Annotated in this window: 12 protein-coding genes; 6 read left to right on the forward strand and 6 right to left on the reverse strand. The window is 40.4% G+C overall.

Features of this window, described 5'->3' with window-relative positions:
• Positions 1–559: 559 nt before the first annotated feature.
• From AB5754_RS09490 to AB5754_RS09505, 4 genes are all read right to left on the reverse strand, one after another.
• A complete protein-coding gene (locus tag AB5754_RS09490) occupies positions 560–757 on the reverse strand; it encodes a hypothetical protein (protein WP_311833748.1) in 198 nt (65 codons plus the stop codon).
• A 123-nt stretch (positions 758–880) separates the two neighbouring features.
• The gene (locus AB5754_RS09495; RefSeq protein ID WP_368252216.1) at positions 881–3,418 is read right to left on the reverse strand and encodes a glucosaminidase domain-containing protein; all 2,538 of its coding nucleotides are present in this window, start codon (positions 3,416–3,418) and stop codon (positions 881–883) included.
• Between the two features lie 146 nt (positions 3,419–3,564).
• A complete protein-coding gene (locus AB5754_RS09500) occupies positions 3,565–4,080 on the reverse strand; it encodes an N-acetyltransferase family protein (RefSeq protein ID WP_368252215.1) in 516 nt (171 codons plus the stop codon).
• Positions 4,081–4,159: 79 nt separating this feature from the next.
• On the reverse strand, positions 4,160–5,089 hold the full coding sequence (locus AB5754_RS09505) for a dihydroorotate oxidase (RefSeq protein WP_368252214.1): 930 nt from the start codon (positions 5,087–5,089) through the stop codon (positions 4,160–4,162).
• A 239-nt stretch (positions 5,090–5,328) separates the two neighbouring features.
• Between AB5754_RS09505 and AB5754_RS09510 the strand changes: the two genes are divergently transcribed.
• The gene (locus AB5754_RS09510) at positions 5,329–5,661 is read left to right on the forward strand and encodes a metal-sulfur cluster assembly factor (protein WP_368252212.1); all 333 of its coding nucleotides are present in this window, start codon (positions 5,329–5,331) and stop codon (positions 5,659–5,661) included.
• Positions 5,662–5,959: 298 nt separating this feature from the next.
• Here AB5754_RS09510 and AB5754_RS09515 read toward each other — a convergent pair whose 3' ends face one another.
• Positions 5,960–6,892, reverse strand: coding sequence for a YitT family protein (locus AB5754_RS09515; RefSeq protein WP_311833743.1), 933 nt, complete (start codon positions 6,890–6,892; stop codon positions 5,960–5,962).
• A 201-nt stretch (positions 6,893–7,093) separates the two neighbouring features.
• On the opposite strand from AB5754_RS09515, the gene AB5754_RS09520 reads away from it, so the two are divergent.
• Complete coding sequence (locus AB5754_RS09520; RefSeq protein WP_368252211.1) at positions 7,094–7,585, forward strand: YajQ family cyclic di-GMP-binding protein; 492 nt, start codon at positions 7,094–7,096, stop codon at positions 7,583–7,585.
• 141 nt (positions 7,586–7,726) lie between these two features.
• Here the strand turns inward: AB5754_RS09520 and AB5754_RS09525 are convergent, their stop codons facing one another.
• Positions 7,727–10,072, reverse strand: coding sequence for an ATP-dependent DNA helicase (locus tag AB5754_RS09525; RefSeq protein WP_368252210.1), 2,346 nt, complete (start codon positions 10,070–10,072; stop codon positions 7,727–7,729).
• 294 nt (positions 10,073–10,366) lie between these two features.
• On the opposite strand from AB5754_RS09525, the gene AB5754_RS09530 reads away from it, so the two are divergent.
• The 4 genes from AB5754_RS09530 (at position 10,367) to AB5754_RS09545 (ending at position 14,825) form a co-directional block, all read left to right on the forward strand.
• On the forward strand, positions 10,367–10,990 hold the full coding sequence (locus AB5754_RS09530) for an MBL fold metallo-hydrolase (protein WP_368252209.1): 624 nt from the start codon (positions 10,367–10,369) through the stop codon (positions 10,988–10,990).
• 26 nt (positions 10,991–11,016) lie between these two features.
• The gene (locus AB5754_RS09535; RefSeq protein WP_368252208.1) at positions 11,017–11,715 is read left to right on the forward strand and encodes a histidine phosphatase family protein; all 699 of its coding nucleotides are present in this window, start codon (positions 11,017–11,019) and stop codon (positions 11,713–11,715) included.
• Positions 11,716–11,902: 187 nt separating this feature from the next.
• Positions 11,903–12,736 (forward strand): undecaprenyl-diphosphate phosphatase, encoded by an 834-nt coding sequence (locus AB5754_RS09540; protein ID WP_368252207.1) that lies wholly within the window; start codon positions 11,903–11,905, stop codon positions 12,734–12,736.
• A 160-nt stretch (positions 12,737–12,896) separates the two neighbouring features.
• On the forward strand, positions 12,897–14,825 hold the full coding sequence (locus tag AB5754_RS09545) for a heavy metal translocating P-type ATPase (protein WP_368252206.1): 1,929 nt from the start codon (positions 12,897–12,899) through the stop codon (positions 14,823–14,825).
• Positions 14,826–14,873: the final 48 nt, after the last annotated feature.

The following is a 14,873-nucleotide window of genomic DNA, read 5'->3' on the forward strand; positions in this document are numbered from 1 at the left end:
TGCTTTGATAAATCAAAGCGCCCTACACATTGGTTGTTTTGCTTTTTGTTCAGTTTTCAAAGGTCTACTGCGTTGCTCCAGCAACTTTTATATCAGATGACGTTTTGAATGTCAACTGTTTTTATAAAAGTTTTTTTGAAGCGCCGTCGCTTTTTTAAATCAGCAACTCATTAATCATATCAGGTTGCTTTTCAAAAGTCAAACACTTTTTTAACTCTTTTTTCAAAAAGTTTCTTGTGCTTTCAATTTGAAGTTTGATTTCTCAAACAGCGACTTTGTTAGTTTAGCAGGCTTAGGCCGCTCTGTCAACAGGCAATTTGAAATATTTTTCAAGCTGTTTTCCAAAGTTGTTTTCTCACTTGCAACGTTGTCTAATTTATCATTTCTTAAGAAGTTGGTCAAGGGTTTTGAGTAAGTTTTTTTGAAGACTTGCTATCTTTCCTTCTAAGCCAATGCTCCACCTCCTAGTTAATGATATAGCGGAACATCTTACTGTTCCATCTTCTACCCCCGTGATTGGCCGAAAAAAACGCTCTGAATCCGATCAGAGCGTTGGTGACTATTTCGAGTTGGTTTTTCGATCGCGGGATAAGAAATGAATTTGTTGATCTTGATCACGATAGATGACTGTTTCTTCGTTTAAATAACCAAATTCCAATTTTTCGATTTTCGGATTAGCCACCATGGATTCATATCCTTCGAAAATATCCCGAATATATTTTTTATAGGCTTGTTTTTTGCGTTGTCTTTTCTTCATGCTACACCTTCCTCATGGGTATCATAGCAATTGTCTCTTTTCATTACAAGCATTTTCCGTATGTTCCGTTAGATGATTACAGCAAAAACGACGAAGTAATCTCCACTCCGTCGTTTTCGTCGTTTATTTAGGTGCTACATAGGTTACTAAGTTTGAACGAGCAATTGAATTTGGAATCACTCGATAGGAAACAACTAGTGGCCCCACTACGTTTCCTTCTGATACCAAAATCCCATCAGGTCCCACCGCTTCAACAAAAGCCACGTGACCATATAACGAACTTGAACCAGCAACGCCTGGATGGAAACTTACTGCATAGCCCACGGTCGGTGTTTGAGTCGTACGATAACCTAGTTTGGCACCTTTTTGACCCCACTCTCCGCCATTACCCATGAAATCATCTACATGACCACCTAGTTGACTAATGCGATTAAATACATACCAGGTACATTGGCCTACCGGATAGGAACCACTACTATTATAGTTAGTTCCATTATATGCAGGATATTTCATTTGCGTTCGATATTGGGCTGGAATTTGATTCGTATCAGCGATAACCATCCCGGCATCCGTGGCTTTAGGCTCGTCGTATTGAGTTAAATGATAAGCCGCAATAAGCGAGTTTAGCTTATTATTGTATTGCGTATCTGTAGCGTAACGACCAGTTAGATATTCCGAAGCTTGTAAGTAGTTTTTGGCTTCAGAACGCCAAGTCGCCTTGTAAAATGATTGGCTGCCAGCAGCACCACCTCTAATTAAGGACACATAGTCTTGTAAGGAAGCTTTTGCATTAGGATACTTTCGGAAGCTAGCATTAATAGCAAAAAGAGAGCCCTGCCCATTATCTTCCATAGTATTCATCACAACGCCATTACCGTTGTATGTTCCTTTAATACCAAATAAATTATAATATGGTGCCCGGGACAATCCACTACTACCAGAGCCTGATTCCAAAATAGCTTGAGCAATCATCACTGAAGCATAGACATCGTATTTCAAACCTAATTCTCTAGCGTCTTCGCCAATTTGGTCAATAAACGTTTGGGTATTAGCATTGGCTTTAAACTCCACGCTAGCAGCGTAGTTCTTCAACAAATCTTGTCCTTTTGCGGTTAGTTTTGTGTTTCCTAAACTATGCACCGCATAAGTCGGATTGGTCACGGCTGCGCTTAACGTAGTGGTAGTGGCTTCTTTTTCAATGGTTACTTTGCCTTCTTTATCTTCGGCATAGCCTTGGATGGTATAAATTGCCACTGCCGGCTTTTCTTTGTCAGCTTCATCTTGCGCATCTTTGTCTAAAGTAACCTGTTGAGGGATAATTTGAGAATCAACCATCAAATATTTCCCTTGACCGAGATATAGACCGACTTTAGTTGGCTGCCCATCTTTTTCCCAGAATAACAAATCGCCAATTTCAGCTTTTTCTAACTCACTTTTTTCTCCACTGGCAACTTGGGATTTGTAGCTATCTCCCAAGTCTACTCCTAACACCGTCTGATAAATATAACGGGTTAAGCCAAGATTGCTAAAACTTTCTGGAAGGCCCTCTTTATCCATTTTCCCGTTTTCTTCACTATAAGGCAGACTCAATGTCTTTAGCGCTTGTGCCACCAAAGCACCTTGGCGTTCATCATCGTAAGAAGACAGTAATGGTAATTCATAGCCGTTTAAGTTGGAATCAGTTAGGCTATCCACACCATATTTATCATCAATTTCATTAATACTGTCATCACCAGAGGTAATTTCCGAAGGCCCTTTTGTTGAATTATCAGCGCTATCCGTGCTTGTTTCTGGAGCTTTTTCAACAGGCGCAGGATTTGTTGGTGCTGGTTTTTCAGGGGTTACTGCCGGTGGCGTCGGTTTTTCGGGTTTGTTTTTTTCTGGAGCTTTACTTAGCCCGGCGATTGCTTCTTGTAATCCCGCAGTAATCGGAGCTAAATCAGCTACTGTGGCATCCTGATTTTTCAAAATGGTCTCAGCCTTTTGAAGCCAGTCTTTTACCTTAGCAAAGCTTTCTGGGGTATAATCCGCTGCTTTTAGCTGCTTGGCTTGTTCCACTAATTTAGTCAATTCACTTTTGTCCCCTCTTAAGACTAAAGACGCTAATTTATTGGCAATCGTTGCAGCACAAGCATCTAACTGATCCTGGGTTGCTTGATCATTTGCTAAAAGTGCGGTTGCTTCATTAGCCAAAGCCTCCAATGCCCCTTGGTCAAAAGAAATACTTGTATAGTTTGCTGAATTTTCCAAAGCTACATTCAAAGCAGCCAATTGGTTTTGTAACTCACTATCATTCACTGTTGGCACTTCCGGAGTTTCTTCCCCTGGATCTGGAGTTGGAGCAGGAGTTTCTGCTCCTGGTTCTTCAACAGAGGGTTCTTCAACAACCGGATTAGACTCAGTTGGTGTTTCTTCTGGAACCACTTCCGGGGGAGCCACCTCCTCAACCGGTGCAGCACTTGATACATCTCCTATGGCTTCTGTTGATGTATCTTCTTGGACCACCGGACTATCCCCTGTGGTTGTAGTCACCTGACTGCTGTTATTTCCTTCTCCTTGAGAAACACTGGCGTATGCCCCCGTTCCATGAGAAAATAAAATTAATACGACACTGAAACTAGCTAATGCCTTGCGTAATCGCAAGCTATTTTTCTTTTTCATCTAAATCCTCCTAACCCAAATACTCCTTTGTAAAACCTTCCATTACATTTTACCATACCTTCTCACTATTTTCTAAGCAATACCTCTCTTTTTTTTAAGCGTGAAGGCAATTTTTTGATAATTACCGTTAAACAGGGATAAAAACCTTACTGGGAACATATTAACTGAAACGCAACTCGTTCGCCGTGAGGGATGGGAAATTGCACCTCTCCACGATAAACAAAACCACAAGACTGAATTACCCGAATCATCCCTTGATTGTCAGGATGGGTATCAATACGAAAATCGTGGTATCCCATTTCAACTCCTTCATTAACTAATGACATCAGAAATCTCCTACCAATTCCTCTGCCGGCATTACCACTCAACACTGCAAAGCGATGAATTGAAAGATAGGGGCCTGTTTCAACCCAAGCCCCATTAGTAATCGCGGTATATACTTCATCTACTCCCGGAATTAAGCATCCCACTGCCACAGCTTCTTGGTCTACCATAGCAAGAAAACAGCTTTTTTCTTCAATTAATTGACCCATGCTCATTTCATCTGGCCCTTGACCATTTTGCCATTGAGGAAGCCCCTGCTTATGCAAGGCGGTTCGACCTGATTCAATTATTTCCATTACTTTTGACAAATCACTAGTTTGTGCTTTTCTAACTTCCATTTATTTCCCTCTTTTTCCTAAAATACGCAAAAAAACTGCCGGCATGACCTATTTCCGACAGTTTTTTACCAGTTTATTACTAAATCGTCTTTAACTTGCCACGAAAATCTTCAATTCGCTCATAACCTTTTTGTTCCATAATGGTACTTAATTCTTTCAAAATACGGTCAAACACAGCGGGTCCTTCTTTTTGCAGCTGGGTTCCCACTTGTAACATAGTAGCACCACATAAAAGATGTTCATAAGCATCTTGACCGGTCAAAATCCCTCCGGTGCCAATGATTTTAATCTCCGGGTTCAGACGAGTGGCAAAGGCTCGGACGTTAGCCAAAGCAGTAGGTTTCACATATTCCCCACCAATTCCGCCAAAGCCTTCTTTTGGTCGAATCACCGCTTGATCACTGGTTGGATCAATATATAAGCCATTGCCAATACTATTAATTGAATTTACATAAGTCAAAGGAAACTGGTTCAGAATGGCTGCCATTTGATCGAAATGGGCCATATCAAAATAAGGTGGCAATTTTACTCCTAACGGTTTTGTGAAAAAGCCAAAGACCCGCTTTAAAATTTGCTCGGTCAAAGGAAAATCATAGGCTACTTGGGGTTTACCAGGAACATTGGGACAAGATAAATTCAACTCCGTAATTCCTTTAAACTCACTAGCCTGAACCTTTTCTAAAAGAGCAATATTTTCTTCCACACTAGTTCCCGCCACTGAAAAGAATAAGGGCGCCGTATGATTCTTTTGATAACTTAACGCATAGTCTAAATAGTAATCCACGCCATGATTAGGCAATCCCATGGAATTGATGCTCCCTAGTGGAACATCTGCATAACGAGGTTCTGGATTACCCGCTCTCTCTTGTAAAGTTGCACTTTTGGTAATAAATGCCCCTGCCTTGGAAGCTAATAAATCATCCAACTCTTCCACTGTCATACAGTGGACTCCTGAAGCATTCATCAAGGGATTCTCATAAGTAAAGTCTAAAAATTTGGTTTCTAGCATGTCACATAGCCCCTTTTTCATTTTTCTTCTTGTAGAATAGCTTTTTTATCGGCAAAATGCAATAGTTTCCCGAACACTATTCTAAACCAGCAAGTTTATTATTCACCTTTTCATCGTCTTCTACTTGAAATGATTTTCCTTCTTTATTTATCCTTTCCTAAAGTCCAAGGAAATCTGATTTACAAATTTTCTAAAACGGGTTATGATTTACGAAAGTTTACCTAAGGGGGAATTGGTCCATGAGTACACGGACAGAACAAGAAGTCACAGAAATTAAAGAACGTATTTTAACTGCTCTAGAAACGGTTATCGATCCTGAGTTAGGTATCGATATCGTTAATCTAGGTTTAGTATATGAAGTGGAATTTGACGCTACTACTGGAGACACTGTAATTAAAATGACCTTAACGACAATGGGTTGTCCTTTAGCAGATGTTTTAACAGATCAAATCCACCAAGCTCTCGCAGAAGTTCCAGAAGTCGGCAAAGCAGAAGTGAAGTTAGTTTGGTATCCGGCCTGGACTACCGACAAGATGAGCCGTTATGCTCGAATTGCTTTAGGGATTCGGTAAAAGTTTTAAACAACGCAGTTAAGCGGTTAGGCAATTGCCTAACTGCTTTTTTTCTGTGCACTTCTACAGTAAATAGCAAGAAAAGCACCACAAGTTATCTGGTGTCCCGCTAGTTTTCCAGTTAGTACTTAACAAAAATCAGCAGTCAACAGACTATTCCAACAATACTTCTTACCCATAATATTACTGAATCAGCAGCATTTTTAAAAAAACTTATCTGTACTCCGTCACGCTTTCGTACCATAACAAACAAAAGAACTTCGCCAGCTATGGACAAAGTTCTTTTCATTTATTGACATTAGCGACGTTTTTTTTGCGCTCGGACTTCTGGAAAGACACCAGTGGCAGAAAAAGTGCGTTGTTCATCTTGTGTTGCAAAACGTCCCAGAATCGACTGAGTAGCCACCATATCCACAAAGGCATTCTCATCGGCTTCTAAAACCGCTTGTTCCAAATCATAAAGTTCGTAGCGCGTGATGACCATCATGATGGTTTTGCTTTCTACACCAGAATAGCCCCCGATGGAAGGCAATAAAGTCATTCCCCGGAATACTCGTTTAGAAATACTTTTCCCTACTGCATCTGGATTAGTAGTTACAATAAAGACTGTCAGTTTTTGATGGCTTGTATGAATCATATCTACCACATGACTCATGACATAAATACAAATAATCGTATACAAAGCGCTCTCCCAAGAAAAAATGAAGCCGGCAACTGCCACAATTAACCCGTTTAACATAAACATGTATTTGCCCACTGTATTGCCTGTGGTTTTGGAAAGTACCAAAGAGAGAATATCCATACCTCCTGTGGTAAATCCCATTTTTAAAGCTAAACCGGCACCAATTCCTACAATCACGCCACCCATTAAGGAATTCATCAGGATATTATCTGTCACAGCGCCTTCTGGGAAAATCATCGTCACAAGGGAGATGGCAACTACATTGACAAAGCTCCAAATCGTAGCATCCTTGCCTAATTTCCAAAAACCTAAAACAAAAATCGGAATATTTAATAGGAAGATAAACAAACCCGTATTCAAATGAATGCCTAAATGCTCCACCCCTAAAGCCACAATAATTTGGGCCACCCCGTTCATCCCCGCAGACATGACCTTGGCAGGAATTAAAAAGAAATTCAACGAGATAGCAGAGGTTAATCCACAAATTATGACCACGCCAATTCGTTTGAAAAATTCGGTACTTTTATCGTTTGCAGTGATTCTTCCCATGGTGACAACTCCTTATTCAAAATAGCCTCCTTAAGAATAACAATCCTTTCGTTTTTTTCAACTATTTTCTCTTCTCGATTGCAGATTTTTAAAATGTAACCCCTCTCTAGCAACACCGATTCTCATAATCCAAAACCACTCTCCCCAGAAACAGCAAAGCTTGTTATAATGAAGAAGAATGAACAGGAAAGGAAGGATCCTATGGCAAAAGAAGCAAGTTTCGATATCGTCTCTGAAATTAATCTGGAAGAAGTCAAAAATGCCGTCCAAATGACTACCAAAGAGTTAAGCAATCGTTTTGATTTTAAAAATTCTACGGTAGATATCAAACTGGATCAGAGTAATTTGATTATTACTGGAGATGATGATTTTAAATTGGAACAAATCAAAGATGTTCTACTAAGCAAGTTAATCAAGCGAGAAGTTCCCGTAAAAAATCTGCATTTTTCTGAAAGTGAACATGCTTTAGGCGGAAAAAGTCGCCAAAGCGCTACTTTAGTTAGTGGTATTGATCGTGAAAACAGCAAGAAAATTACTACTGCCATTAAAAATGAAAAGTTAAAAGTTAAAACCCAAATTCAAGATGATCAAATTCGAGTTACCGGGAAAAGTCGCGATGACTTACAAGCGGTAATTCAATTGTTAAGAAAACTAGAGCTACCAATCGAGCTACAGTTTACCAACTATCGTTAATTCTCGAGAGCTAGTTCGTGAAGCCGAATATAGTTAGACTTAGTATTACGGAATTTTCACTTGCGAAATTTTCTAATACCACAGTCTAGTAAAAAGACCAGGACGCATGGGTTATCGTCCTGGTCTTTCCTGTTTTTGATACTACTCTCGCCAAAATTGTTCCAACTCACAATGTAGTTGCTTTTGATTCGCTACCACCCGAGCGTGCTGCCAATGATTCGGGAACAAAGGACGATAACGAGGACTGGTAAAGCGCTGATCCAACAATAAAACTACTCCACGATCGGCTGCATCTCGAATGACGCGGCCAGCTGCCTGTAAGACTTTGTTCATGCCTGGTAGTTGATAGGCATATTCAAAGCCTTTGTTTTTCGTTTCATCAAAATATTCTTTAATCAGTTCTTGTTCGTGATTCATCTGAGGTAAGCCCACCCCCACCACAGCCGTGCCGATTAGACGATCTCCCTTTAAGTCAATTCCTTCTGAAAAAATCCCACCTAAAACACAAAATCCGATTAGACTTTGGGAAGGCTGCATCTCAAAACGGGCTAAAAAGGCTTCCCGTTCTGTTTCATTCATTTTCGTATCTTGAATTACAATCTCAAAATCAGGGTATGCTTCACTAAAGGCAGTGGCTACTTCATCTAGATATTGATAGGAAGGAAAGAAAACGAAATAATTCCCAACTTTTGCGGCTACCATTTCATAAATTGCCCCAATTACTGAAGACAAGCTAGCCTGTCTTTGGCGATACGTGGTTTGAATATAATCTGCCAAAATAATCTTTTGGCGCTCCGGCGGAAACGGACTGGGCAACTTGTAACGCAAGTCCTCTTTTTCTCCTCCTAAAACCTCTTGATAATAAGATAAAGGAGTAAAGCTTGCGGAAAACAACAAAGCGCCTTTTCCTTTTGACAACATCTCCGTTAAAAAGGGTGCGGGAGCCATGCAAAAAAGTTTGATTTTTGTATCTCCATAGCCTATTTCAATAGTAGTTTCAAAATGGTCATCAAAAAGTTCACTGATTTTCAAAAAATGCAAAACTTCAAAGTAATAAGCCAAACCTATTGTTTCACTAGGATCTCCTGGATTGGCCGCCAACCATTCTTTCATTTTTTCGGCAAAACGATAAAGATGATTGACTAGTACTTCTGGCAATAGCTTTTGATGCTTATACTGCCAATCTTCTATTTTGGCTTGCTCTTCTAAAAGAGCAAACTGATTGTCAATTTTATTTAATAAGCGGTGAAGGCTTTTATGCTCTTTTGACAGTTGATTTTGAAAAGTGGCGCCACTTTGATAGCTTAAAGTCGCAGAATACATCTCTCGAGAGCGACTGACCAAGTTATGGGCTTCATCAATTAAAAAGAAGTACTCTTCTTTGGGATCTTCAAAAAAGCGGCGGAGATACACGGTTGGATCAAATAAATAATTGTAATCGCCAATAATCACATCACAAAATAAACTGACATCTAATGAAAACTCGAAAGGACACAGTTGGTGTTTCTCGCTATAGGTTTCAATGACCTCTCGCGTAATTTGATTTTCATGATGCAATAAATCCCAAAGGCCTTCATTGATTCGATTGTAATAACCATTTGCATAGGGACAGTGTTCTGGAGTGCAATTTCGTTCTGTTAAAAAGCAAATCTTGTCTTTAGCGGTAATCGTGACGGACTTCACTTCACTGCCATTAGTTCCTAAAGCAGACAAAGCATCTTCTGCCACTTGTCTCGTAATAGTCTTCGCTGTTAAATAAAAAATCCGATCACAGTCGTCTTCTCCCATAGCTTTTAAAGCAGGAAACAGCGTGGAAATCGTCTTCCCGGTACCGGTAGGCGCTTCTACAAAAAGACGACGGGAAGTTTTTAACGTTTTGTAGGCTGCCGCAGCTAGTTCTCGTTGTCCTTTACGAAATTCTTCATAGGGAAAGGCCAGTTTGGTCAAGGAAAGGTTGCGGACTTTACGCCAATCCCCTTGAAAAAGGAGCCACTTATGGTATTCCGCAACTAAATGGTCCACAAATACCGTCAATTCTTCTATGGTAAACTGGCGTCGCTTTTTCGTAATGATTTCTTCGGTGGTTTGAAAGTACGTAAGCTGAACAGCAATCTGACTAAGGTCATTGTCTACAGCATACATATATGCATAAAGCATCCCCTGGTAATAGAACATCTCCACTTGATTTTCTGAGAGATTTTCAAAATAGACTTCTGAGGTCTTGATTTCATCAATGACCACAAAATCTTCTTCCTGAAAAATACCATCTGCTCGTCCTTCAATTACTAAATGGTCTTTCTTGTCCAATGCAAACGTATGCTTTAAGCTGACTTCTTTTTCATAGTTTTCACCAGCGGCTTTTTGCAATTTTCGGTGCAAGCGAGCGCCTTCTAAGGCAGTATGATTACTGGCAGTGTGGCGACTATCAATATCGCCTCGACGCAGAACAAATTCCACAATTTTTCGCACAGAAACGCTCCAGTCCATATTCCCACCTCCTAGGGTCCAAATTATTATAAGCCATTGACCTGAAAATGCAAAAAATCCCCGAAAAATTTCGAGGACTCAGGAAATATTGGATATGTTTTGGACTTTGTAACTATAGCGAAGATACATGAGAAAATAATGAAAGCTTACCCGGTCCTCACTTAAAAAATAGTCACAGCTTTCTCCAGTTGTCTGATGATTATGAAAATACTAACAATCAAGAAAGTTCCAGCGTTGAGCCACTGGATTCTTTGGGTTATACTGAAGGGGAAATAGATTGGAGCTGAAGATAAGATGAAAATCATCCCCCTTATAACTGGGCTGATTCAAGAAAATTGCTATTTAGTTTATAGCGAGAATCATTTAGTCATTATTGATCCCGGAGCCGAAGCAGAAAAAATTAAAGCCGCAATTGCCCAAACAGGTGCTACCCCTATTGCCATCCTACTAACCCACACTCATTATGATCATATTGGAGCTGTGGATGAATTGCGAGACACTTACCAAATCCCCGTCTACGTCAGTCCCCTAGAAGCTGACTGGCTAGGAGATCCTGTGATGAACCTTTCCGGGCTACCCCGCCATGATGATATGGCAGACGTAGTAGTTCGGCCTGCTGACGAATTGTTTGAGTTGAAAGAATACCAACTAAAGGATATCACCTTTAAAGTTGTGCCAACACCAGGACATTCCATCGGTAGTGTCAGCTTTGTTTTTCCCGAGTTTGTAGTTTCAGGAGATGCGTTGTTTAACGGCAGTGTCGGCCGTACTGATTTGCCTACTGGAAATTTGGAACAACTGTTAACTGGTATTCGCAATCAGCTATTCGTGTTGCCAGATGAATTTCCGGTCTACCCAGGTCATGGACCTTCGACTACTATTCTAAAAGAAAAGCGCACCAACCCCTTCTTTAATTAACTTTCAAAATCGAAAGGAGTAATAATATGACTGCAACCGAACTTTATGTAATCCGTCATGGTAGAACGATGTTTAACGCCTTACAGCGAGCCCAAGGATGGTGTGATACTCCCCTAACTAGTAAAGGCGCTCAAGACATTCATTATTTAGGTCTAGGCCTTAGTGAGACAACATTTGTAGAAGCCGTCTCTAGTGATTCCGGGCGCGCCATTGAAACCATGCGCCTCATTCTCGGAGAAAACAAAAGCAAACCGCCCTATTCCGTGGACAGCCGAATTCGCGAATGGTGTTGGGGATCTTTAGAAGGTGGCTATGATTCGGAAATGTGGGGTGTCTTACCTCGAGTCCTCGATTTTAAAACGAGTGAAGAGATGTGGGATACAGAAATCACCTTTGAAGACATTGCCAAAGCTGTATTAAATGCGGACACTGCACACTGGGCGGAACCTTACGAACAAATTCGTGGCCGAGTCTTAGGTGGCATGGAAGATATTGCGTACCGTATTGAAAAAAATGGTGGTGGAAAGGGAATTATCGTTTCTCACGGTTTTACCATTGCTTTCCTTTTAAATCTCATCGATCCTAGCCAACCAGTCCGGGTGGATTTACAAAACGGCAGTGTTACCCGTTTGCGTTATGAGAAAGGCGAGTTTACCATTGAAGAAATTGGAAGTACGGCTTTTATTGAAGCCGGCCGTAAAATCTCCACCGATTTCTTAGCTTAACTTAAAGCCAATTCCGGGAATTTTTTTCCGAATTGGCTTTTTTTATTTCTCTTTCTTTACTTTCTTTTAAGGAATGATTTTTCCCACCCTTTGTTTCATAAAAACATTTGATACTGACTAGAAAAAAAGGCTATACTGGTTTTCGGGGCTTTTAAAGCCTTTATTTTTGGGAGAAAGGAATGAAAAGATGTTTTTTGCAAATATTATTAAAGCGATTATTCTAGGTATTATTGAAGGGATTACGGAATGGCTACCGATTTCTAGTACCGGCCATTTGATTTTAGTGGATGAATTCATTAAATTGCAAATGTCGCCAGAGTTTATGTCCATGTTTAATGTGGTCATTCAATTAGGAGCAATCCTTGCTGTTATTGTTTTGTATTTCCATAAATTAAATCCATTTGCTCCTTCAAAATCTCAAACGGAGAAAAAAGACACTTGGTCATTGTGGTTTAAAGTAATCGTGGCCATTGTTCCATCTGGTATTTTAGGTATTTTATTAGACGACTGGCTGGATGCTCACCTGCACAAGTTTTTACCAGTGGCAATTGTTTTAATCGTCTATGGGGTTGCTTTTATTTGGGTGGAAAAACGCAACCGTGGAGTAAAACCTATTTATACTAGTTTACAAGGATTCACCTATAAAGCGGCTTTGATTATGGGCTTCTTTCAAGTGCTCTCATTAGTGCCTGGAACTTCTCGATCTGGCGCCACCATCCTTGGAGGAATTTTAATCGGAGCATCTCGCTTTGTGGCTACTGAATTCTCCTTTTTTATGGGAATTCCTACAATGCTTGGCGCCAGTGGCTATAAAGTTTTGAAATTTATCAAACAAGGCAATAGCTTTGATTTTGAAACGAGTATTGTTTTACTAGTAGGTACCATCGTTTCCTTTGTAGTTTCCATTATTGCAATTAAATTCTTATTAAGCTATATCAAGAAAAACGACTTTACTGCTTTCGGTTGGTATCGAATCATTTTAGGGGTTATTTTGATTGGTTACTGGTTTATCGCTATGTAAGTTAATGAAACAACTAGCCTTCTATCCTTTAAAGGATAGAAGGTTTTTTTTTGCCTTTTTGGCGAGTTTGTGTTGAGAAACACTATCGTTATCAACTAGGCGATTTCTTTATCAATTCGATTTTGCCTGTGGTATGCTCAAAATGAAGGAAGGTGATTTCATGGGAAAAAATGAAAAACGTGCATTTGTAGCTACCCTACTCTGTCTCATTTTTATGGTAGCAGGTTGGTTAGCAAATCGAGCTGGCATTCATTGGGCACCACTACTTTTTATCATCGCCATTATCAGCGGTGGTTATAAGCAAACCTCTGAAGGGGTCACAGAACTGATTCAAGATAAGACGGTGAATGTGGATTTATTGATGGCCCTTGCTGCCATTGGGGCATGTCTGACCGGCAACTGGTTTGAAGGGGCGATGTTAACCTTTATCTTTTGTCTCAGTGGTTTTCTCGAAGAATACACCACCAACAAAAGTCGGAAAGAAATCACTGCTTTAATGAACTTGCAGCCTACATTAGCCCAACGTTATCAAAAAAATGGTCAACTAGAAACCGTCGCTGTGGCCGAATTAGCCATAGAAGATGTTCTTTTGGTACCTAAAGGCGATACCATTCCCATTGATAGCATCATCATAGAAGGAGCTTCTTTAATCAACGAAGCCGTCATTAATGGCGAATCAATGCCTGTGGACAAGACCAAAGGAGATGAAGTATTTGGCGGCACCTTAAATCTAGGGAATCCTCTTGTAGTCAAAGTTATGCGAGATTCTCAAGATACGGTGATGGCAAAAATTTTACGGCTAGTAGAAGAAGCGGAAAATACACCCACAAAAACTGCCAGTTTCTTAGCTCGCATTGAAAATACTTATGTAAAAGTTGTCTTAGTAGCAGTTCCATTATTGATTTTGCTTTCTCACTTTTTCTTCCAGTGGAGTTGGGAAGAGAGTTTTTACCGTGGCATGGTGATGTTAGTGGTAGCCTCCCCTTGTGCCTTAGTGGCCTCAGCTACTCCCGCAACACTTGCCGCCATTTCCAGTAGCGCTAGAAATGGCATTTTATTAAAAGGCGGTGTGGCATTAGAACACCTTGCCCATTTACAAGCAGTTTCCTTCGATAAAACCGGTACATTGACTAAAGGAGAACCGATTGTTACGGAAGCTGTCTTTTTAGACCCCGAGCCAATCGCAAAAGAATTACTGGTAGCGATGGAATCATTGTCCACTCACCCCTTAGCAAAAGCTGTGGTGGATCACTTCCCGGAAGTCAGATTAACAGAACAAGAAAAAAATCTAGCAGTAGAAGATGTTACTGGCTTTGGTTTGCAGTGTAGTTATCAAGGACAGATTTGGCGCATTGGCAAACCTAGCTTTACAAAAGAAGCTTTTGTTTTTCCAGAATCCGAAGCTGCTAACCTTAATCGTCTTCACAAACGAGGCAATACGATTATTTATTTAACGAAAGATGGTCAATTAGCAGGCTATCTAGCTTTACAAGATGTGGCAAAACCAGAAGCCTTTCAAGTAGTGAAATATTTTAAAGACCAAGGAATTTACACTTGTATGCTCACTGGTGACAATGAAAAAACCGCTAAAGTCATCGCCCATAACCTAGGACTAGATGATTATCGGGCTGGTCTCTTACCCCAAGATAAAGCGCAAATCGTAGCCCAATTCCATGAACAATATGGCGTGAACGCTATGGTTGGCGATGGGATTAATGATGCTCCCGCTCTAGCCAATGCAACAATTGGGGTGGCAATGGGTGACGGCACCGATTTAGCCGTAGAAGTTGCCGATTTGGTACTGATGAAAAATAATTTAACTAAGTTGCAAATGGTCCACCAACAATCAAAAAAAATGGAACGAATCATCAAACAAAACATTGCTTTCTCCATTGGGGTCATTTGCTTGTTGCTACTGTCAAACTTCATTCAAGTGCTTTCCTTGCCCTTAGGTGTGATTGGCCATGAAGGCAGTACGATTCTTGTCATCCTAAACGGTTTACGCATGTTGAAGATGAATCCGATAAGCCAAACCAATTTAGACTGTAGTGACTGCCCTCTACAACAAAAACAAACCGAAACAGTCTAGTTTTTGCCATTCCTTACAAAAAATGCTGGCGACCAAAAATTTGATCGC

The organism is Enterococcus sp. 2201sp1_2201st1_C11_2201SCRN_220225, assembly GCF_040925905.1.
Taxonomy (GTDB): domain Bacteria; phylum Bacillota; class Bacilli; order Lactobacillales; family Enterococcaceae; genus Enterococcus_C; species Enterococcus_C asini_A.